The 21,468-nt window shown below is 39.5% G+C and carries 16 protein-coding genes; 12 read left to right on the forward strand and 4 right to left on the reverse strand.

Translation table 11 applies throughout. The features are described 5' to 3' along the window. Window positions 1-61: 61 nt before the first annotated feature. Together crtD and ESB04_RS08970 are read left to right on the forward strand one after the other, a co-directional pair. Window positions 62-1,537, forward strand: a complete 1,476-nt coding sequence (crtD, locus tag ESB04_RS08965) for a 1-hydroxycarotenoid 3,4-desaturase CrtD (RefSeq protein ID WP_317127033.1) — start codon at window positions 62-64, stop codon at window positions 1,535-1,537. Window positions 1,538-1,559: 22 nt separating this feature from the next. Next, window positions 1,560-2,033 (forward strand): DUF4293 domain-containing protein, encoded by a 474-nt coding sequence (locus ESB04_RS08970; RefSeq protein ID WP_129027402.1) that lies wholly within the window; start codon window positions 1,560-1,562, stop codon window positions 2,031-2,033. A gap of 2 nt (window positions 2,034-2,035) precedes the next feature. Here ESB04_RS08970 and ESB04_RS08975 read toward each other — a convergent pair whose 3' ends face one another. Continuing rightward, a complete protein-coding gene (locus tag ESB04_RS08975) occupies window positions 2,036-3,004 on the reverse strand; it encodes a KpsF/GutQ family sugar-phosphate isomerase (RefSeq protein WP_129027403.1) in 969 nt (322 codons plus the stop codon). An 88-nt stretch (window positions 3,005-3,092) separates the two neighbouring features. On the opposite strand from ESB04_RS08975, the gene ESB04_RS08980 reads away from it, so the two are divergent. From ESB04_RS08980 to ribD, 9 genes are all read left to right on the forward strand, one after another. Then, the gene (locus tag ESB04_RS08980) at window positions 3,093-5,417 is read left to right on the forward strand and encodes a RecQ family ATP-dependent DNA helicase (protein ID WP_129027404.1); all 2,325 of its coding nucleotides are present in this window, start codon (window positions 3,093-3,095) and stop codon (window positions 5,415-5,417) included. Window positions 5,418-5,425: 8 nt separating this feature from the next. Continuing rightward, entirely contained in the window at window positions 5,426-6,712 is a 1,287-nt protein-coding gene (purD, locus tag ESB04_RS08985) for a phosphoribosylamine--glycine ligase (RefSeq protein ID WP_129027405.1), read from the forward strand. A 24-nt stretch (window positions 6,713-6,736) separates the two neighbouring features. Next, window positions 6,737-8,146, forward strand: coding sequence for a PSP1 domain-containing protein (locus ESB04_RS08990; protein ID WP_129027406.1), 1,410 nt, complete (start codon window positions 6,737-6,739; stop codon window positions 8,144-8,146). After that, window positions 8,121-8,606 carry a gliding motility lipoprotein GldH gene (locus tag ESB04_RS08995; protein ID WP_164969627.1) on the forward strand — a complete coding sequence of 162 codons (486 nt, stop codon included), beginning with the start codon at window positions 8,121-8,123 and terminating at the stop codon, window positions 8,604-8,606. Before ESB04_RS08990 ends, ESB04_RS08995 begins: the two co-directional genes overlap by 26 nt. A gap of 5 nt (window positions 8,607-8,611) precedes the next feature. Then, window positions 8,612-9,094, forward strand: a complete 483-nt coding sequence (locus ESB04_RS09000; protein WP_129027408.1) for an Lrp/AsnC family transcriptional regulator — start codon at window positions 8,612-8,614, stop codon at window positions 9,092-9,094. A 73-nt stretch (window positions 9,095-9,167) separates the two neighbouring features. Beyond that, the gene (locus ESB04_RS09005; RefSeq protein WP_129027409.1) at window positions 9,168-10,265 is read left to right on the forward strand and encodes an efflux RND transporter periplasmic adaptor subunit; all 1,098 of its coding nucleotides are present in this window, start codon (window positions 9,168-9,170) and stop codon (window positions 10,263-10,265) included. A gap of 8 nt (window positions 10,266-10,273) precedes the next feature. Further along, window positions 10,274-11,320: a glycosyltransferase family 9 protein gene (locus ESB04_RS09010; protein WP_129027410.1), complete on the forward strand. Its 1,047-nt coding sequence runs from the start codon at window positions 10,274-10,276 to the stop codon at window positions 11,318-11,320. A gap of 8 nt (window positions 11,321-11,328) precedes the next feature. Further along, window positions 11,329-14,433 carry an efflux RND transporter permease subunit gene (locus ESB04_RS09015; protein WP_129027411.1) on the forward strand — a complete coding sequence of 1,035 codons (3,105 nt, stop codon included), beginning with the start codon at window positions 11,329-11,331 and terminating at the stop codon, window positions 14,431-14,433. Next, window positions 14,426-15,454 carry a bifunctional diaminohydroxyphosphoribosylaminopyrimidine deaminase/5-amino-6-(5-phosphoribosylamino)uracil reductase RibD gene (gene ribD, locus ESB04_RS09020; protein ID WP_129027412.1) on the forward strand — a complete coding sequence of 343 codons (1,029 nt, stop codon included), beginning with the start codon at window positions 14,426-14,428 and terminating at the stop codon, window positions 15,452-15,454. The genes ESB04_RS09015 and ribD overlap by 8 nt, the downstream gene beginning before the upstream one ends. Here ribD and ESB04_RS09025 read toward each other — a convergent pair. Continuing rightward, the gene (locus ESB04_RS09025; RefSeq protein WP_129027413.1) at window positions 15,446-16,768 is read right to left on the reverse strand and encodes an Nramp family divalent metal transporter; all 1,323 of its coding nucleotides are present in this window, start codon (window positions 16,766-16,768) and stop codon (window positions 15,446-15,448) included. The genes ribD and ESB04_RS09025 overlap by 9 nt on opposite strands. 129 nt (window positions 16,769-16,897) lie before the next feature. Between ESB04_RS09025 and ESB04_RS09030 the strand changes: the two genes are divergently transcribed. Continuing rightward, window positions 16,898-17,566 carry a metal-dependent transcriptional regulator gene (locus tag ESB04_RS09030; protein ID WP_129027414.1) on the forward strand — a complete coding sequence of 223 codons (669 nt, stop codon included), beginning with the start codon at window positions 16,898-16,900 and terminating at the stop codon, window positions 17,564-17,566. 15 nt (window positions 17,567-17,581) lie between these two features. Here the strand turns inward: ESB04_RS09030 and ESB04_RS09035 are convergent, their stop codons facing one another. Both ESB04_RS09035 and prmA read right to left on the reverse strand, forming a co-directional pair. Next, window positions 17,582-20,524: a DEAD/DEAH box helicase gene (locus ESB04_RS09035; protein WP_129027415.1), complete on the reverse strand. Its 2,943-nt coding sequence runs from the start codon at window positions 20,522-20,524 to the stop codon at window positions 17,582-17,584. A 109-nt stretch (window positions 20,525-20,633) separates the two neighbouring features. Next, window positions 20,634-21,461: a 50S ribosomal protein L11 methyltransferase gene (gene prmA, locus ESB04_RS09040; RefSeq protein ID WP_129027416.1), complete on the reverse strand. Its 828-nt coding sequence runs from the start codon at window positions 21,459-21,461 to the stop codon at window positions 20,634-20,636. Between the last annotated feature and the right edge of the window lie 7 nt (window positions 21,462-21,468).

A 21,468-nucleotide genomic window follows, 5' to 3' on the forward strand; every position in this document is an offset into this window, starting at 1 on the left:
GCAAAATATCCGTCTTAAACATTTTGTCTTTTTAATAAGTTTAGACAAGCTGATAAATATCATGATGAAAAAACAAATTGGGATAGTTGGGTCTGGAGTGGCTAGTCTAGCTATGGGAATAAGAATGGCATGTCTAGGACATCAAGTAGACATTTTTGAAGCCAATGCTTTCCCGGGTGGTAAACTGTCCGAATTTGAAATTGAGGGTTATCGATTTGATGCAGGGCCATCCCTTTTTACACTCCCCCATTTAGTGGATGAATTATTTACATTAGCCCAAAAAAATCCTAGAGATTATTTCAATTACACACGATTGCCTGAAATATGTCGCTATTTTTGGGAAGATCAAACCCGCTTAACTACTTACCAAAATCCTGCTGATACCGCCCATGAGATCGCCCAAAATTTAGGTGAAAACGAGAAAAAAGTCCATGATTTCATACTAGGATTACAAGATAAATACCAAATTATCTCCGAACTATTTTTGGAAAACTCCCTGCATCAACCCAGTACTTGGCTGGGCAAAAAGGCCTGGAGAGGTTATTTAAATATCCCTCGCTTAGGATTATTTTCTAGCATGCACCAATACCATAAAAGTACGTTCAAGAATCCTAAGACTGTCCAACTATTTGACAGATACGCAACTTACAATGGATCAGATCCTTATCAGACCCCTGCTACCCTGTCCATTATTCCGCATTTGGAATATAACCTAGGAGCCTATTTCCCAAGGGGTGGAATGATTGCTATTACCCAGTCCTTGCACCAATTGGCCGTGGATTTAGGAGTAAGATTTCGCTTTAATGAAAAGGTGACTCGAATAATTTGTAAAAACCAACAAGCCATAGGTTTGGAAACAGCCAAAGGCCAATACCCATTTGATGCAGTGGTAAGCAATATGGACATTCGTCCTTCTTATCAAAAGTTATTACAGGACCAAATTCAGCCGAAGCGTTTACTTCAACAAGAACAATCTAGTTCAGGCATCATTTTTTATTGGGGCATGAATAAGTCGTGGGATGAACTTGGCGTTCATAACATCTTCTTTTCAGATCATTATCAGGAAGAATTCAAAGCTATTTTTACTGACAAAACCTTGCATGAAGATCCTACGGTCTACGTGCATATTTCAAGTAAGGTAGCGCCTGAAGACGCTCCCAAAGGTGGAGAAAACTGGTTTATTCTCATTAACTGTCCGTCCAATATCGGCCAAAATTGGGATGAATTAGTATCATTAACGCGCGAAAGAGTGATTCAAAAAATCAGTCGGGTGCTAGGCCAAGATATTCGTCCATACATCATCGCAGAAGATTATTTAGACCCTCGACGAATCGAAAACAGAACTTCTTCCGCAGGAGGAGCTCTTTATGGAAATGCATCCAACAACCGTTTTGCAGCCTTCCTAAGACATCCTAATTATCGCCAATCCATTAAAAATTTATATTGGGTAGGAGGTAGTGTTCATCCTGGAGGAGGAATTCCCCTATGCCTCTCTTCTGCCAAAATTGCAGCCAAGCTTTTTCAAGAAAATGCGTAATTTTGAAGAAAATTGATAAATCATGATTCAAAGACCGCAATCCATTTTTCTAGTTATTGTTCTCCTTGCCGAAATCTTAGTGGTGGCCGGCTGGCCTCTTTGGGACAAGACTGGCATGTCAGGAGAAACTGCCCAAGTTTTTATTTCCGAATGGACATCACAAATACAAGGTAAAACTCAAACAGAAGCCAATTATATTCCTCTTGTTTTGTTGTTAATTTCGATTGGCTTAACCGCTTTTATCATCTTTCAATTCAAAAATAGGATGCTCCAAATGGCGCTAGGCTTAGTCAACTCCATGTTGATCGCTGGAACCATGGGATATGTATTTTACACCATTTATAAAAAGACCATTCCTCTTTTCAACCCAGAAATGCAAGGTGCCTATGGAATAGGATTTTATGCCTTAATCGTAGCCTTATTGGCCAACATGATAGCCAATCGTTTGATCCGCAAAGATGAGATGTTGGTGCAATCCTCCAATCGAATGAGATAATTTTAGAGGATACCCTCTCGCAAAAGGTCGTGGAGATGTATGAATCCCACGGCCTTTTTATTTTCAATCACCACCAACTGTGTGATATTTTTAGCCTGCATCAAAGCCAATGCCTCCGTAGCAAAGGCTTCCGAATCAATGGTCTTAGGCTGCGTATTCATCATGTCTACAATTTGAATATTGGCCCAATCAGAATGTTTTTCGAGCATCCGTCGAACATCTCCATCCGTGATGATTCCCAATAATTCATCCTGCTCATTCATCACTGTAGTGGCGCCTAATCTTTTTGAACTTATTTCATGAATAGCCTCCTGAATACTAGCTTGGGGTAATATTCTGGGAAATTCATGCTGAGGATATAAATCGGCTACTTTTAAATACAAACGTTTTCCCAATGCCCCACCAGGATGATATTTCGCAAAATCTTGGGAAGTAAAACCTTTACATTCTAGTAAACACACCGCCAATGCATCCCCCAGGGCTAAAGCTACAGTAGTAGAAGTCGTTGGGGCTAAATTCAATAAATCCGCCTCAGAATCAGCTTGAGCATGCAAAATAAAGTCCGACTGCTGAGCTAAATAGGATTGTTTGTTAGATACCATGGCAATAAGGGAAACTCCCAATCGCTTAATCAATGGCACTAACACCTTAATTTCAGGTGTATCACCCGATTTGGAAATACAAATAACTGAATCGCCCCGTTGTATCATACCCAAATCACCATGAATAGCATCAGCAGCATGCATAAATAAAGCAGGGCTTCCTGTGGAGTTTAAAGTAGCTACAATTTTTTGTGCAATTAAGGCTGATTTGCCAATTCCAGTAAATACAATTCTTCCAGTACTGGACAATAAATGTTCCACACAAGCTTCAAAATCGGAATTGATATACGCACTGACTTGCAAAATTGCCTCCGCTTCTTGCCTTAAAACTTTTTTTGCTGTGGATTGAATATTTTTGTTTAATTTCAATTTTAGTAGAATTTGAGTAGACAAAGTTATTAACTATGTCCGAAATTATTCTTCTGCATTATGAAACATACCAGTAGTTCTCAAGATTATGCCCATTCAAATTTCCAGCGATACTTTAAAGGACCATCTCAAAAGAACCTTTGGATTTAGCCAATTTCGTGGAGAACAGGAAGCAATCATTCAAAATACGCTTCAAGGGAATAATAGTTTTGTTCTTATGCCAACTGGTGCTGGGAAATCCCTCTGCTATCAGCTGCCGGCCATTGTGATGCCGGGAACAGCTATTGTTATTTCTCCTCTAATTGCCTTAATGAAAAACCAAGTGGATCAGATGATTGCATTTGGTGTCAATGCACAGTTTTTGAACTCTTCTTTAACCCGTGCAGAAATTAATCGAGTGAAAAATGAAGTCCTCAGCGGTGATGTAAAATTGTTATACATCGCCCCTGAGTCATTGAATAAACAAGAAAATTTAAGCTTTCTACAGCAAGCCAATATTTCCTTTGTGGCCATAGATGAGGCACATTGTATTTCAGAGTGGGGGCACGATTTTAGACCTGAATACAGGAAAATTAGAGCCATCATCGAATCAGTAGATGAAAAATTACCCATCATTGCACTCACAGCAACAGCCACTCCCAAAGTGCAATTAGATATACAAAAGACCTTGAATCTTGAAGATGCCAAGGTGTTTAAATCCTCTTTCAATAGAAAAAATCTCTATTACGAAATACGTTCCAAAAAGGATATTGACAAACAGCTCATTCGATACATCAAAGCCCACACGGGAAAAGCAGGTATTATTTACTGTCTAAGCAGAAAACGGGTGGAAGAAATCGCGGATCTATTGCATGTCAATGGAATCAAAGCTCTTCCCTACCATGCAGGTTTGGACCCTGCTGTTCGTATGGCCAACCAAGAATCTTTTTTAAATGAAGAAGTAGAAGTAATGGTAGCCACCATCGCCTTTGGAATGGGTATCGATAAGCCGGATGTACGTTTTGTCATCCATTATGATGCTCCTAAATCGTTGGAGGGCTATTACCAAGAAACAGGCAGAGCCGGTCGTGACGGATTAGATGGAACCTGCATCTTGTTTTATACTTATGATGATATATTAAAACTAGATAAGTTCAATAAGGACAAGGCCTTCTCTGAAAAGGAAAATGCCAAGTTGCTTCTGGCTGAGATGGTCTATTACGCCAATTTAGGAGTATGTCGAAGAAAACAATTACTCAATTATTTCGGGGAATATTTAGCGGAAAATTGTGGATTCTGTGACAACTGTTTACACCCGACACCTACTTTCAAAGCTGAGCGTGAGGTAGTTTTAGTACTAAAAGCTGTTCAAGAAACAGAAGAAAAATTTGATGCAGAGCATATTGCAGATGTTTTAGAGGGTAAGATTAATCAATATGTTCAAAGCTATGATCATGATAAACTATCCATTTTTGGTGCTGGTAAAACCGTTTCATGGAACGCACAGGCAGTAGAAGATGATGACGATGATGACGATGAAATGGAGGATGAGGATGAAGATAATCCAATTCCTAAAAAACCAAAAATCAAAAAGAAATCTACCAAAGAACAACACTCCGATGATGAAAAATCCCCTTGGATTTCATTCATCAAACAAGTAACCATTCATGGCTATTTGGCAAAGGATATTGAAAACTACGGAGTACTTAAATTAAGTGAAAAAGGACTCCAGTTCATGCAAGATTCTTATCCTGTTACTTTTTCTCGTGATCATGATTACGAGAAAGAAGCAGAGCCGGAGGAAAATGATGAAATGAGTGCAGGTGTAGGTGCCAAAGCCTACGATGATGCCTTATTTGAGTTGTTAAAAAATTTGCGCAAAAAGATAGCTAAAGAGAAAAACCTTCCTCCTTATGTGATCTTCCAAGACCCTTCTCTAGAGGAAATGGCCACTACTTATCCAAGTACGCAAGAGGAAATGGCTCAAATCAATGGAGTGGGAATGGGTAAGGTCATCAAATTTGGAAAGCCTTTCTTAGATGTGATCAACAGGTATGTGGATGAAAATGAAATTGAAACGGCTCGAGAAGTGGTGGTTAAATCCACAGTCAATAAGTCCAAAATCAAGATTTATATCATTCAGCAAGTAGACCGTAAAATTGATTTAGATGATATAGCCTATCAAAAAGAATTGACCATGGCTGAATTGATTGAAGAGATTGAAGCCATTTGTTATTCAGGGACAAAACTCAATCTTGATTATTATATTAATCAGGTAATAGAACCGGATAAGCAAGAGGAAATTTATGATTATTTCCTAAGTGCCGATACAGATAATATTACTGAAGCGTTAGATAATTGCAACATCGATGACGTCAGTGAAGAAGAATTGCGATTGATGCGAATTAAATTTTTAAGTGAACTAGCCAATTAACAAAAATTATGAATGTATTACTTTTGGGATCCGGAGGACGAGAACACGCATTTGCCTGGAAAATATCCCAAAGTCCATTATTAAGTCAATTATTTATTGCCCCAGGCAACCCTGGAACTGCCCAACTAGGCGTTAATTTACCATTTGGATATTCGGATTTCCCTGCCATAATAGAGGCCATTAAAACCTATCAAATTGAATTGGTGATTGTTGGCCCTGAAGAACCTTTAGTTAAAGGAATCCGTGATTTTATTGAGTCGCAGGAAGATTTAAAACATGTTACTATAGTGGGCCCTGGTTCCTTAGGAGCCCAATTGGAAGGAAGCAAAGACTTCTCCAAAAATTTTATGCAAGCACATGGAATTCCGACGGCTGCTTCTAAAACTTTTACGCATGCTAATGCCGAAGAAGGTTTAACGTATATTGCCAATCATAGCCTACCAATTGTTCTAAAAGCGGATGGACTGGCCGCAGGAAAAGGGGTTATCATTGCTCAAAGCCATGCGGAAGCAGAAAAAGCATTCAAAGAGATGATATTTGATGCCAAATTTGGCGAAGCCAGTTCAAAAGTGGTCATCGAACAATTTTTACGAGGCATAGAACTTTCCGTTTTCGTATTGACTGATGGGGACAATTACGTGGTACTTCCAGAAGCGAAGGATTACAAACGCATCGGTGAAAATGACGAGGGTTTGAATACTGGGGGAATGGGCGCTGTTTCTCCCGTTCCATTTGCCACAGAGCGATTCATGGAATTAGTAAAACAAAAGGTGATAGAACCAACCATCCAAGGCCTCAAATCAGATAACATTCCCTATCAAGGATTTATCTTCATTGGATTAATGAATCATGAAGGAGAACCTTATGTCATTGAATACAATGCTCGTATGGGAGATCCTGAAACTGAAGTAGTATTACCTAGAATCGAATCAGATTTCTTATCTTTGCTGATTGCTGCAGCACAAGGGAAATTAAAGAATGAAAATTTACAAATTTCCAATCAATATGCTGTAACTACCATGGTGGTAGCGGGAGGTTATCCTGAAGAATACCGTAAAGGAGATCCCTTGACTGGTTTGGAAAAAGTGGAAGATGCACTGATTTTTCATGCAGGAACCCGTGAACAAAACGGACAAATAATTACGTCAGGAGGTCGAGTAATGGCTTTAACTGGCACTTCAAATACCTTAGAAAGAGCCATTCAAAAGTCTCAAAAGGCTGCTCAGACTATCCAATTTGAAGGTAAAAACTTTAGACGCGATATTGGTCTCGATGTATTACGATACAATTCGTAGAGAGATTGATTGACACATATACTTATGGCATGTAAATCCTGTTCTACTGGATCCTGTGGATCCAAAGCATCAGCAGATCAACAAGTTTCTGGTTGCCAAAGCAATGGAAGCTGCGGGACTGGCGCTTGCAATAAAATGAATGTATTTGATTGGTTATCTGACTTAGATGTACCTTCATTTCAGCGTTTTCATGTGGTTGAAGTAAAATTTAAAGCAGGTAGAAAAGAATATTTCCGCAATCCCAACCAATTAGCTTTACATACTGGCGACTCTGTCATAGTGGAATCTTCTACCGGAGTACAGCTAGGCGTGGTATCTCTTCAAGGTGAATTGGTACGCTTGCAATTGCTAAAAAAAGGAATTAAAGATGATGACAAATTAAAGGACATCATTCGCATAGCCACAGAAAAAGATGAGGAAAAGCATCGTCAATCCTTAGAAAGAGATTTACCTACCCTATATCGTACACGTCAAATCATTGGTGATTTAAAATTAAACATGAAACTGTCTGACGTAGAATTTTTGTCGGATGGAACCAAAGCTGTCTTTTATTATTCCTCAGATGACCGAGTGGATTTTAGAGAATTAATCAAATTATTGGCCACTGAATTTAAAATTCGGATAGAAATGAAACAGATTTCATTGCGCCAAGAAGCTGGCAGATTGGGTGGAATAGGTGTTTGTGGTAGGGAGTTATGCTGTTCAACTTGGTTAACTGATTTCAAAAATGTAACTACTTCAGCAGCAAGATATCAAAATCTATCTTTGAATCCAGTAAAGCTTAGCGGACAATGTGGCCGCTTGAAGTGCTGCCTCAATTATGAGCTGGAAACTTATATGGATGCGCTGAAAGATATCCCGAGCATTGAAGGAAGATTAAAAACCAAGCGCGGAGATGCCATTTTGCAGAAAACGGATATTTTTAAGCGTATGATGTGGTTTGGCTTTGCGGGGGAGGAATCCATCTGGATTCCTGTTACATGTGACCGCGTCAAAGAAATCATTGAGCTAAATAAGAAAGGTATCATTCCTGATTCCTTTGAAAATCTAAGCCCTGATGTTCCTGAAGTAGAAAAACCTAAGTTGTCAGAGTTAAATTCCGACCTAGAACGGATGGATAAAAAGTATGGGAAATCGAAATCTCCAAATCAACGTTCGGAGGGTCAAAAGAAAAATAACGGAGGGAATAAAAACCGAGGGGACTTCGCTAAAGGGAATAAAAACCAAGTGGCTAATTCGAATAAACCAAGTAATAAACCTGAGGCACGTACAGAACGTCCAGCTGATAACAAGCCAAAATCGGCTCCAGGAAGCACAAGTACTGAAAATGCCGAAAACTCGGGAGAGGCTACTCCAAAACCTTTTAAGAAGAAGTTTAAAAAGAAATTTAAACCGAGACCTCCTAGAAATGGCCCTGAGACTCCAACTGCTTAAATTCTTTGAATTAGTTCTGCCCTTGAGCTTTTTGATGGCCTGCCAAGGTGATCAGGTCTTTGATCAAGTTAGCAAAATGGGGGAAAAAGGATGGCTACAAAAAAATCAAATTAGCTATCCTTTTGAGATCAAAAAAATTGACCAAAGCTACACCCTTTACGTAGCCATCAGGCAATCTAATGATTACCCTTTCAATAACTTTTATTTTGTACCCAAGATATTAGGGTCTAATGGCCAAGTTATCAAACAAGCTTTGGCGGAGGCTATTTTATATGATCCAAAATCTGGTAAAGCCAAGGGTAAAGGCTTAGGTGATATGTACAGCCACAAATTCGCCATCTTCAAGCAATTGAAATTCCCTAAAAAAGGGAAATATACGCTACTATTGTCGCACGATATGCGAACAGATACCTTAGCGGGTATCATATCCGTGGGCGCTTCTTTAATTCCAAATCCATAGGTCACATGTCCAAGATTGACGATATTGATAAGCAAATACTCGCCTATTTACATGAAGATGCTTACATGTCCAACAAAGACATAGCGCAACGCCTGGGAATGAGCCCTACACCGATCCATGAACGCATCAAGCGCATGGAAAAAGAAGGAATTATTACAGGCTATAAAGCCATCATAAACCCCAATAAATTAGGTAAATCCCTAACTGTTTTTTGTGATATTTCACTCAAAGAACATGCCGCAGAATACCTCAAACAATTTGAGGAAGATGTCATGAATTTATTGGAGGTACAAGAATGCTATTGTGTGTCGGGACACAGTGATTTTCTTCTGAAAATTGTGGTTGCAGACATGGATGAATACCGTGATTTTATTCTACATAAACTGGCGAGTATCAAGAATATTGGAAATGCACAAAGCCATTTTGTGATGAATCAAATACAAAATGAAAGCATTTTACCTTGGTTAAATCAAGAAAAAACTAGATAAACCTATAAATTGGGGTAGATGCTCCAATAAAATTACCTAACTTAGAAAGACTAACATCGTTTGAATTGACCTTATGAACAAGTTTACAAAAACAATCGTCAGCCTATTAGTCATTGTATTAATACTAGGCATTGCCTTTTACCCGAAGGTAAAGAAGACTTTTTTCGCGGAGAAAAAAGAGGAAAGCAAGGAAAAAGGTAAGGGTGGACCAGGAGGAGGAAAAGGTGGAAAAACTACCGTAGTAGTCATGGTAGTAAAATCTACCAGATTAGACGATATGATTAATTCTACGGGTACCATTTTGCCCAACGAAGAAGTAGAAATTCGCTCCGAGATTGCTGGACGCATCATTCAATTAAATATTAAAGAAGGCGATGTAGTTCAAAAAGGAACTGTCCTACTTCGTATTAATGATGATGATTTACAAGCGCGATTGAAAAAATTAGGTTATAACAAAAAGCTAGCCGAAGACAATGAGGCGCGTCAAAAGGTATTACTTCAAAGAGAAGCTATCTCTCAGAGAGAATATGATATTGCTGTCAATTCCGTTAATACCATCACGGCAGATATTGAAGATTTAAAAGCTCAAATTTTAAAAACTACCTTGCGAGCGCCGTTTTCAGGAACTGTTGGTTTCCGGTATGTTAGTATGGGAAGTTATATTTCTCCTACCACTAAAATTGCCACTCTGACCAATACCAATCCTGCTAAAATTGAGTTCTCTATTCCTGCAAAATATGCCTCGCAAATTCGCAAAGGGAATACGATTGAATTTGTTACAGAAAACGAAAGCAAAACATTCATGGGTAAGGTTTATGCGATAGACCCTAAAATTGATCCTCTAACTCGTACACTTCAAATCAGAGCTTTATCTCCTAATCCAGGAGGAGTGTTAGTACCTGGTGCTTTTGCTAAAGTAAATTTAATTTTGAAGACAAAAGGTTCAGCTATTTTGGTGCCAACAGAGGCTGTCATTCCTGAATCTAAAGGAAGTAAAGTATTTATTGTTAAAAATGGCAAGGCCGTTTCTACCAAGGTGGAATTGGGTATTCGTGGAGAGAAAAATGTGGAGATATTATCAGGCCTTTCTCTTGGCGACACCCTAATTACGAATGGTATCATCCAGGTTAAACCAGATGGAGAAGTCGATATTAAAGAGGTAATTCAATAATATTCCAGATGCCCAGCATTTACCTCAGGACAGCCCTTTGGCAATATAAATTCCGCAAATTAAGCTATTTATTTGCTGGGTTAATTGCCTATTGCCGGTTCTGTGTTTGGGTTATTTTTCAACGCATTTTACAGCCGAATAGGCCTGTTGTTGGGGTATTATTAGCCCAACATCTGGGAGACATCGTAGCTTCTGAGCCTATCATTCCTGCATTAAATGCCAAATATCCCAATGCAAAAGTGGTTTGGATTATACAAAAGCATTTTAGACCCTTACTAGAGCAACATCCCGGATTGTATCGTTTAATTACAGAAGAGAATATGCTTTTTAGCTATTTTCTGTGTCAATGGAACCCATGTAATCATTTTTTTAATCTCCATTTAAATGAGTTAAGAAAAGACCCATTCTTTCATATCCCACTAGTGAATGAAAAAGCCTATGAGCTTAATATCAACATTCATAACTATTACAACCAGCATAATTTATTAGAGAATTTTTCTCAATTAGCAGGCTTGGGACTTATCAGTGGGCATCCACAGATTTATTTGCCCAAAAAGAAATTCATCCCCCCTTTTGAAGGCAATTATTGGCTTATTCACCGAATTTCCAATGACCCATGTAGGGAATGGTCATATGAAAATTGGATGAAATTGGTAAAAATGGCCATTGAGGAATGGGATGTAAATATTGTGGAAATGGGAACCAGCCAAGGACTAGAGTTCGACCATCCAAAATTCCTTTCTTTGGTAGGTAAAACTACCGTGGAAGAAAGTTTATTTTTGGTTCAGTCGGCCGACTATTTTATTGGTATAGATTCGGGGCCGACACATTGCGCCAATGCCTTCCAAATTCCTGCTCTAATCATGTTGGGAGAATTTGCAGATTTTAAAAAATACATGTCATACTCAGGTGCCTATCAACAGGGGAAATTGGCAAATCTGATATACTGTGAACATGGTCCAGCCAAAGACCTAAGCTTTGAAGAAGTTTGGCAAAAAATACAAAATAGTATTGAAACACACCATTTAATTACTGAAATACCAAATCATAAATAATATATACTATGGCCTCTCTATCAGAAACCAGCATTAAAAGACCGGTATTGTCCATTGTCATGTCCATTACAATTATTGTATTTGGAATCATTGGTTACACCTATCTGGGAGTTCGTGAGTTCCCTTCAGTAGATCCACCCGTAGTTACGGTTCAAACTTCATATACAGGAGCTAATGCCGACATCATTGAATCTCAAATTACTGAGCCACTTGAGGAATCCATCAATGGTATTGCCGGGGTAAGAACATTGTCTAGCTCCAGCAGGGATGGACGTTCCAGTATTACAGTCGAATTTGATTTAGCAGTTAATATCGAAGATGCTGCCAATGACGTACGTGACCGCGTTTCGAGAGCAATGGCCTTATTACCAAAAGATGTGGATCCCCCAGTAGTAGCAAAAGCGGACGCAGATGCCAACCCAATTTACAACATCAACATCTTTTCAAAATCTCGTGGATTGTTGGAATTAAATGAATTGGCGACCCGAAACGTAAAAGAAAAATTCCAAACTATCCCTGGAGTAAGTTCAGTGCAATTATGGGGCGAGAAAAAATATGCTATGCGCATGCACATTGACCCAGAGCGTTTGGCCTCTTTTCGACTGACTGCTCCGGATATTGTATCTGCCTTAAGTAAGCAAAATATTGAATTACCTTCTGGAAGTATTGAAGGAGCCAATACCGAATTAACCGTTCGTACTCAAGGTAGAATGACTACGGTAGAAGACTTCAACAACCTAATTATCAAAGAACAAGATGGGCGCACGGTGAAATTCTCTGACGTAGGCTTTGCTGAATTATCTCCTGAAAATGACAAGACCTTTTTCAAGAGAGACATGACTCCTATGATTTCAATTGCTGTAATTCCTCAGCCAGGTTCTAACCAAATTGAAATTGTAGATGCCATCAATAAAAAACTACCACAAATTCGTCAAACTCTTCCTCCTGATGTGGAATTGAAGGAAGGTTTTGACAATACCAAGTATGTGCGCAAGTCATTGGTTGAGGTGGAAGAGACTATTTTGACGGCAATTCTTTTAGTAACTATCATCATTTTCTTGTTCTTGCGCGACTGGAGATCAACCTTGATCCCATTGACTGCTATACCAGTCAGCTTGATTGGAGTATTTTTCTTCATGTATCTGGTAGGATTCTCCGTCAATGTACTAACCCTCTTGGGTATCGTTTTATCCATTGGTCTCGTAGTGGATGATGCTATTGTGGTATTGGAAAATATCTATTCCAAAATCGAAAATGGCATGACACCATGGAAAGCCGCATTAGAGGGTTCTAAAGAGATTTACTTTGCTGTAATCTCAACTACCATCACCTTGGCTGCGGTATTCTTGCCCGTAATATTCTTACAAGGTATTACAGGCCGACTTTTCCGTGAATTTGGTATAGTAGTAGCTGGTTCTGTGATCATTTCGGCATTCGTTTCTTTGACCTTAACACCTATGTTAAGCTCTAAATTGCTAAAAGGAGGTCATAACAAACCTTGGTTCTACCGTATTACTGAACCATTCTTTGTTTGGCTTACCGATGCCTACCAAGGTTCCTTGGAAACTTTCCTTAAAATTCGTTGGATGGCATGGGTAATCATGTTTTCATTAATTGGAATTATATACGCTCTATTCAAATATGAGGCCATTCCATCGGAATTAGCTCCACTAGAAGATCGTGGTGCATTGCGTATCAGTTCTACCGCTCCGGAAGGTGCAACCTTTGATTACATGTTGAACTATACCGATAAAATGGCGAAATTCTTGATGGAAACCATTCCAGCCAAAGAGCGCTATGCCATTTATGCCATCACTTCCCCCCCTTTTGGAAATGGCGCTGCCAATACGGGTAGTTTCCGTATTCTTTTAGGAGATCCTGAAAAAAGAAGAAGTCAGCAGGAAATTGCCGACGAGCTTTCGCCTAAAATCAAGAAATTTACAGGAGCACGGTCCAATTTAATTCAAGAGCCTACATTATCCACGGGCCAGCGTGGAGGTGGTGGTATGCCAATAGCCTTTGTGGTTCAAGCTCCCAACTTTGAAAGCTTGAAAAAAGTGATGCCACAATTCTTAGCCAAGGTGCGTGACAATCCGAAATTTGAGGCTTCTGACGTCAATTTGAAATTCACCAAGCCCGAATTACGTATTGAAATCGATCGGGCTAAGGCTCAGAATTTGGGAATCGCAATTCAGGATATTGCACAAACTTTACAATTAGGTCTTTCAGGTAGACGATTTGGCTATTTCATTATGGATGGAAAACAATACCAAGTGATTGGCCAAATTGACCGCCCAATGAGAAATGATGTAAGCGATTTGAAATCCTTGTACGTTAAAAACAACCGAGGAGATTTAATCCAATTGGATAACTTGGTGAAAATAACAGAGCAAAGTACCCCTCCGCAATTATACCGTTATAACCGTTATGTAGCTGCTACCGTGCAGGCACAGATGGCGAAAGGCGTTACCTTAGGAGAGGCCTTAAATGAAATGGATAAAATTGCCAAAGAAACATTGGATGTGTCTTTCTCAACTGCCTACGATGGACAAAGTAAGGAATTTAAGGAATCTAGTTCATCCTTATTATTTGCTTTCGCTCTTGCCATTTTATTAATTTACTTAATCCTGTCGGCCCAATTTGAAAGCTTTGTGGACCCTTTGATTATCCTTTTCACCGTTCCATTGGCAGTAGCAGGCGCTCTGTTAACCTTGTGGGATTTCAGTCAAACGCTGAATATTTTCTCTCAAATTGGTATCATTGTACTTATAGGTTTGGTAACGAAAAATGGTATCCTGATTGTGGAGTTTGCCAACCAACGAAAAGAAGCTGGGTCCAATAAAATGCTGGCGGTACAAGAGGCCGCGGTGGCTCGTTTCCGACCGATTTTGATGACATCGCTTTGTACCATATTAGGTATTTTACCAATCGCCTTGGCATTAGGATCTGGTTCACAAAGCCGGGTTTCCATGGGTATTGCCGTAGTAGGGGGTATGTTATTCTCTACGACATTGACATTGTACATCATTCCAGCGATTTATAGTTACATGTCCAGCAACTTAAAACATCAAGGAGAAAAAGAAGAAAGCCCTTCTTTGGTAGGCCATGAATAAAGAAGAGATTTGGATGCAACGTGCCCTGGACTTAGCGCTGTTAGGTTCAGGGTATGTTGCCCCTAATCCCTTGGTAGGTTGTGTCATTGTAAAAAATAACCGAATCATTGGAGAAGGCTGGCACCAGCAATATGGCAAAGCCCACGCCGAGGTCATGGCCATTCATTCTCTCCTAAATCTTTCAGATAGTATTGGCGCAAGCGTGTTTGTGAGTTTGGAGCCCTGTAGCCATACAGGCAAAACCCCTCCCTGTGCTGATTTACTTATCAAATCACAAGTTAAGGAAGTTTATATCTGTAATATTGACCCTAATCCTCTAGTAGCTGGAAATGGCATTAAAAAATTAGAAGCGGCAGGCATTCGGGTTTTTACAGGAATTTTAGCTGAGAAGGGCGAGGAAATTAACCGACATTTCTTCACTTTTCACCAAAAAAAACGACCCTACTTCACCTTGAAATGGGCCGCCTCCCAAGATGCATTTATCGCCCAAGAAGATGGAAAGCCCTATCCATTTTCCAATCAACCAAGTAAGACTTTAGTTCACCAAATGCGTACACAGCATCAAGCGATTCTGGTTGGTGTAAATACGATCATTCAAGATGACCCCCAATTAACTAGCCGATATTGGAAAGGAAATAATCCCATCAGAATTGTGCTTGACCCACATCACCGAATCCCTCAGAAAAGTCAAGTACTACAAGATGGACTTATCACATGGATACTAACCAAGCAGGTGGAAAAGCTTGAGGGTGCTTGCCAGTATTTCGCCTTGGGGGAAGACTTTAGCCTTGAAAAAATAGTAGAACTTCTCTTCCAAAAAGGAATTATTTCTGTCCTAGTAGAAGGAGGCGCCAAGACCTTAGACACTTTTCTTCATAGCACATGGGTAGATGAGGTGTGGAAACAGGAAAGTTCCATATTGTTGGGAAATGGCATAGCTGAGCCAAAGTATGAACTTACTTGGAAAAAATTCAAACAGGTGGGAAAAGATATTATTTGGTACCAAGCAGATTTAGGCTAGACCAAATATTTGCAACAATAAATAAGCATTTAAGCCTAATATTACCGCACTAATTGTCCAAGACAATGCAGTTAACCAAGTAGGGTTCACGAATTTACCCATTTTGGCTTGATCACTCGTAAACCAAACCAAAGGTATAACTGCAAAGCTCAATTGCATAGAAAGCACCACTTGCGAAAATACCAAGAGTTCTCCCACCTTGCTGTCGCCCCAAATCCAAGTAATAAAAAAGGCGGGTAATATGGCCAGCATACGCGTAATTAAACGTCGCAGCCATGGTGCCAATTTCAAGTCAATAAAGCCCTCCATCACAATTTGACCCGCTAGTGTACCCGTAAGTGTCGCATTTTGACCAGAAGCTAATAAGGCTATGGCAAATAAGGCAGAGGCCCACTGACTTCCTAAAACAGGATCCAATAATTGGTAAGCATCCTTGATGTCTGCCACATGTGGCATATTATTGATATGAAATGCAGAAGCCGCTAAGATTAATATACCAGCGTTGATAAAAAAGGCTAAACCTAAGGATAAGGTAGAATCGATAGTTGCAAATTTTATGGCCTTGGCCTTATCTGATTCAGTTTTAGCAAAGGCCCTGGTCTGCACAATACTCGAATGTAAATACAAGTTATGCGGCATGACAGTTGCCCCCAAAATACCTATGGCCACATACAATTGACTAGAATCTTGAAAAATAGAAGCCTGTGGAATAAGTCCCTTCATCACACTTGAAATTTCTGGCTGCGACAACAGTAATTCATAAGCAAAACACAAGGTGATTACAGCCAATAAAGACATGACAATAGATTCCAGCACCCTGAAGCCACGGTGCTGGAAGTATAGAATTAAGAACACATCCAATATAGTAATTAGTATACCATAAAGAATTGGAATGCCAAACAGTAAATTCAATGCAAGAGCTGAACCAATAACTTCAGCTAAATCACAAGCAACAATGGCTAATTCACAAAGTATCCAGAGAAATATAGCTATTGGCTTAGAGAAAGCCTCTCCACAGGCTTGAGCCAAATCTCTGCCAGTGGAAACCCCCAGTTTCAATGCCAAATGTTGTAGTACAATGGCAAACAAACTAGAAATGAAAATGACGGATAAAAGGGTATAACCAAACTGAGATCCCCCAGCAAGGTCAGTGGCCCAATTGCCAGGATCCATATAACCGACCGCCACCATAAAGCCCGGCCCAATAAAAGCACGTAAGTTTTTCCAAAATCCAGGGCCAGAATAAATAGGTATACTTCCGTATACCTCACTTAAAGAACGAGTCTTACCTTCTGATCGCCAAGCGTTTGACATGGTAATTTGGTTTTATTCAAAACAAAGATATGAAATTTTGTGATTAAGCAAAAATATTTTTTAGCCTAGGCTAAAAATTTATTTTCTTAGGCATTTTGATTACTTTTATATACCCTTAATTCTACCCCAATGGCTACATCTTTCGCTGAGGAAAATTATTTAAAGATAATCTATCGACTATCTGAGTCGACCCTAGAAGATATATCTACCAATGCCGTAGCGGAGTTAACTCAAACAAAAGCCGCCTCGGTGACCGATATGCTCAGAAAGTTAGCGGAAAAAGGTTGGGTGAATTATCAGAAGTACCAAGGTGTAAGGTTAACCAATGAAGGGGAAAAAATCGCCTTATCCATTGTCAGAAAACACCGTTTATGGGAAGTTTTCTTAGTGGATAAAATGGGATTCAACTGGGACGAGGTTCATGATATTGCAGAGCAATTAGAACATATCGAATCTGAGGCTTTGATCAACAAATTAGACGAGTTTTTAGACTTCCCCAAAACCGATCCGCACGGAGACCCGATTCCAAATAAAGAGGGCATATTACCTGAATTAGGTTACCTGCATTTATCTGAATTAAAAGAAAATAAAGCTTGCATTTTGATGGGGGTTGCGAAAGATTCAGCGGTTTTTTTGCAGTTGCTTACCCGACTAAATTTAAGTTTGGGAGCCAAGCTTTCAGTGAAAGAAATAAATCCATTTGATAGGTCCATTTCCTTGTCTATCAATGAAAATGCCCCCGTTTTCATTAGCCATGAAGTGGCCAAAAACATCTTGGTTAAATTAACAAAAGATTAATGGATGAAGGATAAACTAACTCAAAAGATCAAGCACCTCTTCCTCACTCAAGTTCTTCAGTATACTCTCATCGGAAGTCACTAGTTCATTAGCCAAATCCAATTTCCTTTGCTGAAGGGCTAATATCTTTTCCTCGACAGTCTGTTTCGAAATAAACTTATAGGTAAATACCGTCTTTACCTGACCTATTCGGTGTGCTCGGTCTATGGCCTGCGCCTCTGCAGCAGGATTCCACCAGGGATCCAATAAAAATACATAATCCGCTGCCGTCAAATTCAATCCTACCCCTCCTGCTTTCAATGAAATCAAGAATACGGATTGTCCATCAGCCTTTTGGAAACTCTCTACCTGCCCTTTTCGATCAGAAGTACTACCGTCTAAATACGCATAGGCAATGTTTCTTTCATCCAAGGCCTTTTTAATCAATGCCAAATGCTGGACGAACTGACTAAAAATCAACACCTTATGATGCTGCTCCAAGACAGTTTCCAGCTTTTCTAAAACCGCTTCCATTTTTCCAGATTCTCCCTCGTAACCTTCCTCACAAAGAGAAGGATGATTGGCCAATTGACGCAATTTCGTAAGACCTTGTAAAACAGAAAATCTGGATTTTTGTAAACCCTCATCCTTGATTTGCTTCAACAAGACATCCCTGTAAAATGACTTAGTTTTATCGTACAACCGCTCTTGTTCTTCTGTCATCACGCAATAGGTTACAGATTCCATTTTAGCTGGTAAATCCGCTGCCACTTGCCGTTTTTCACGTCTCAACAAGTAAGGTTTAATTAAAAAATATAGCCTCTTTTTCTTTTCCGCATCTGCTTTTTTCTCAATGGGTACCTGGAATAAATCTTTGAAATAACGTTGAGAACCTAAAAGCCCAGGATTGACAAAATTCATTTGTGACCATAAATCCATGGTAGAGTTTTCTAATGGAGTTCCGGTCATAACTAGCCGATATTTAGCAGAAAGCTTTTGGACGGCCTTAGTAATATTGGCTAAAGGGTTTTTAATGGCTTGGGATTCATCCAAGATAACATAACTGAAAGATTGCTTTTCAAACCAATCTATATCCGACCGAACCATACCAAAGGAGCAGAGGATTAAATCCACTTTGCCCAATTGGGCTTGTAATTTCTCCCGTTGAGGGCCACTATACACCAAAACACGTAAATATGGGGTAAACTTCTTGGCCTCCATTTCCCAATTGTATAAAAGAGAAGTGGGCATAACCAGTAAACTTGGTAGTGTTTCGCCTTGCTCCTTCAAGCTCTGAAGTAGACATAGTGTTTGAACCGTCTTACCTAATCCCATATCATCCGCCAGGCAAGCACCTAAACCAGCAGATTGCCGTGTTCGTAACCAGCGGTAACCTTCCATCTGGTATGGCCGAAGCGTCCCTTTAAAGTTTTTAGGAACAGGGTATTCTTTCACCTCCAATGCCAAATCATTCAGGGTTTTGGCTCGCAAAGCTGTTTTAACCAAATCTTGATTTTCCCACTCTTGCACTAATTGGAAATGCTGCCTCTTCAAATATACCCCATCTTCTCCTGGGCGTGTCTCTGAAAAATAAAATAGATCTTGGTAATCATGGAACCAGTTATCTGGAATGATAGCAATGGAACCATCGGGTAGATGAAACTCCTTTTTCTTTTGAAGAATTAATTGTCTAATCTTTAAAAAAGGAATCTGAAACTCTCCAAACGAAATAATAGCTTGAATATCAAACCAGTCGAGCTTCTCCCCAATCCTAATTTTAATTTCTGGTTTTCCAAGGAAATAACGCGGAGCCTGTCCATCACCTTTAAACTGAACACTAAAACCCGCTTGATCTAAGGCGGCCTTATTTAAAGTCAACCATTGAACAGCATCGCTTCTGGACATCACCGCTTTTCCATCCAGCTCAATCTGTAAACCCAATGATTTTAATTGTTGATATGCTCTTTTCTCCTTAGACAGGGAGCGCATAATTTTTTGAAATGCATAATTATCACCTTTCTTCTCAAACAGGACATTCGCCTCTGAGCTCAAACCATCCCAAGGGAAACGATTGTTGCCGTATTGAAATGACAACACAAAATTCCAGCGATCAGCTGCCTCTAAAGCCGCGGTTTTTTTACTAGTTGGTTTCTCACTTTCCTCTGTTTTTACTACAATAGGGCCATAAGAAAGCAAATATTGGCAGTTTTTCTCCGTATTAAATATATCAAATCCCTTAGCATGCACAGGATATCTGGCCACCATCGCTTTCACAAATTTGCGGAAATAATCCTCCTCCATACTTTTGGGTATAACCACAAACTTCTTGTTTAAGAAAGGACGTAATTTTTTACCTTCGAGCGCGGGCTTAAAATGATATAATTTTTGGTTCAATAACATCCATGCAGGCTCATCGCATAGAACCATGGCATCTTTGTACTGAAACTCCAATTTATTACCTAAGTATTTTAGGGTAGGGAAATAGTGGGTATTCTCCTCGTTTCTCATAAAATGAAACAAAACCTCCACAGGCTCAGCCTGAATCTGTACTTGCTGACGCATCGGATTCCCGTCATTCCCCATGATAAACAAGGTTTTGTCTGGGGAAATCAACTCAAATATTTGCCCTCGCTTTTTTTCCACTACACTTAAAACCGCCTCCTGAATATCTTTCTCTCCCTTTTCTGCGTCAAATGTTTTCAAATAAAACTCCTCCATTGTTTTGCGTTTGGAGGTATTAAATTTTTCAAAAATAGCCGCAGGCTTCATTCCTTCAATCAGTTTGACTGCTTGTTCATCTCGCTCATCTAATCCATGCGCAAACTCATGAAAATTACGAGAAGTCAAGGTCTGATATTCCCACGTTAATTGCAATTTTTCATTTAATTGTACCACAAAGACCTCAAACAAATAGCCGAGGCACTCGTGTGACAACAAGGAATACATTACCTGAAAAGGTTTATTGGGTGAAATCTTCATGTACCGAAAAAGTACTCGAATGCACGAGTTCTTAGAGTAAAACCTTCAAAAGTAAGGTTTTTAAACGAAATACCGAAAAAATATAGGGCAATATTAGAAAACTACAAAATTAAAGTTTTCTCAGGTGCAGGCAGGTCCAGCGATTTTTTTCCTTCTCGGCGATAAAAGATAGCCCTGCATCGGATGCCTCTTGCAATAACAGGGGCACATCTTCTTGGTAAAATCCGCTTAATAACAAATGTCCGCAAGGCTTAATCCGCTTTGCATATTCTGCCATTTCATCTAAGAGGATATTGCGGTTAATATTCGCCAACAATACATCATATTCCACTAGAGCTTGATCCCTGACGGTTCCCAAATCAAATTGTATAGAAGATAAATCATTTAATGCGCCATTTTCGATGGAATTTTCTACAGACCATTCATCCACATCAAATCCCTTCACGGTCTCTGCTCCCAATTTCTTAGCCACGAAAGCCAAAATACCGGTGCCTGTACCAGCATCCAATACAGATTTACCTACCACATCCAAAGTAAATAAGGTTTCTACCATTAAACTAGTAGTTTCATGATGTCCGGTTCCAAATGACATTTTGGGATTAATCACCAATTCCATTTGATAGCCTGGCTCAGAGTCATGAAAACTTGCCCGAATAAAGAGTAAGTTAGAAATTCGAATAGGATCGTAATTGCTTTCCCAGACATGATTCCAGTTTTGCTTTTCAATTCGGTTCATTTCAACTTCAATCTTACCAATAGCCTGGTAGCGATCAATCACTTCTTGAAAGTCATCTGAATGGAAAAGTGCTTCAGGACAATAGGCGAAAAATCCTTCCTCCGTATCTTCAAAAATGTCAAAGCCTATCTCGCCTAATTCGGCCAATAAAATATCCAACAATTCAGCGGAAGCTGAAATACGAGCCTGAATGGTCGCCATAAACTAT

The sequence above is a fragment of the Aquirufa rosea genome (assembly GCF_004118285.1).
In the GTDB taxonomy this organism is placed as follows: domain Bacteria; phylum Bacteroidota; class Bacteroidia; order Cytophagales; family Spirosomataceae; genus Aquirufa; species Aquirufa rosea.

Excerpts from the sequence above, each read along its gene's own strand:
- ESB04_RS09025 (WP_129027413.1), bottom strand. The coding sequence starts at position 16,768 with ATGTCAAACGCTTGGCGATCAGAAGGTAAGACTCGTTCTTTAAGTGAG.
- ESB04_RS09015 (WP_129027411.1), top strand. The coding sequence starts at position 11,329 with ATGGCCTCTCTATCAGAAACCAGCATTAAAAGACCGGTATTGTCCATT.
- ESB04_RS09035 (WP_129027415.1), bottom strand. The coding sequence starts at position 20,524 with ATGAAGATTTCACCCAATAAACCTTTTCAGGTAATGTATTCCTTGTTG.
- ESB04_RS08980 (WP_129027404.1), top strand. The coding sequence starts at position 3,093 with ATGCCCATTCAAATTTCCAGCGATACTTTAAAGGACCATCTCAAAAGA.
- ESB04_RS08990 (WP_129027406.1), top strand. The coding sequence starts at position 6,737 with ATGGCATGTAAATCCTGTTCTACTGGATCCTGTGGATCCAAAGCATCA.
- ESB04_RS09000 (WP_129027408.1), top strand. The coding sequence starts at position 8,612 with ATGTCCAAGATTGACGATATTGATAAGCAAATACTCGCCTATTTACAT.
- ESB04_RS08970 (WP_129027402.1), top strand. The coding sequence starts at position 1,560 with ATGATTCAAAGACCGCAATCCATTTTTCTAGTTATTGTTCTCCTTGCC.
- crtD (WP_317127033.1), top strand. The coding sequence starts at position 62 with ATGATGAAAAAACAAATTGGGATAGTTGGGTCTGGAGTGGCTAGTCTA.
- ESB04_RS09030 (WP_129027414.1), top strand. The coding sequence starts at position 16,898 with ATGGCTACATCTTTCGCTGAGGAAAATTATTTAAAGATAATCTATCGA.
- ESB04_RS09010 (WP_129027410.1), top strand. The coding sequence starts at position 10,274 with ATGCCCAGCATTTACCTCAGGACAGCCCTTTGGCAATATAAATTCCGC.
- purD (WP_129027405.1), top strand. The coding sequence starts at position 5,426 with ATGAATGTATTACTTTTGGGATCCGGAGGACGAGAACACGCATTTGCC.
- prmA (WP_129027416.1), bottom strand. The coding sequence starts at position 21,461 with ATGGCGACCATTCAGGCTCGTATTTCAGCTTCCGCTGAATTGTTGGAT.
- ESB04_RS09005 (WP_129027409.1), top strand. The coding sequence starts at position 9,168 with ATGAACAAGTTTACAAAAACAATCGTCAGCCTATTAGTCATTGTATTA.
- ribD (WP_129027412.1), top strand. The coding sequence starts at position 14,426 with ATGAATAAAGAAGAGATTTGGATGCAACGTGCCCTGGACTTAGCGCTG.
- ESB04_RS08995 (WP_164969627.1), top strand. The coding sequence starts at position 8,121 with ATGGCCCTGAGACTCCAACTGCTTAAATTCTTTGAATTAGTTCTGCCC.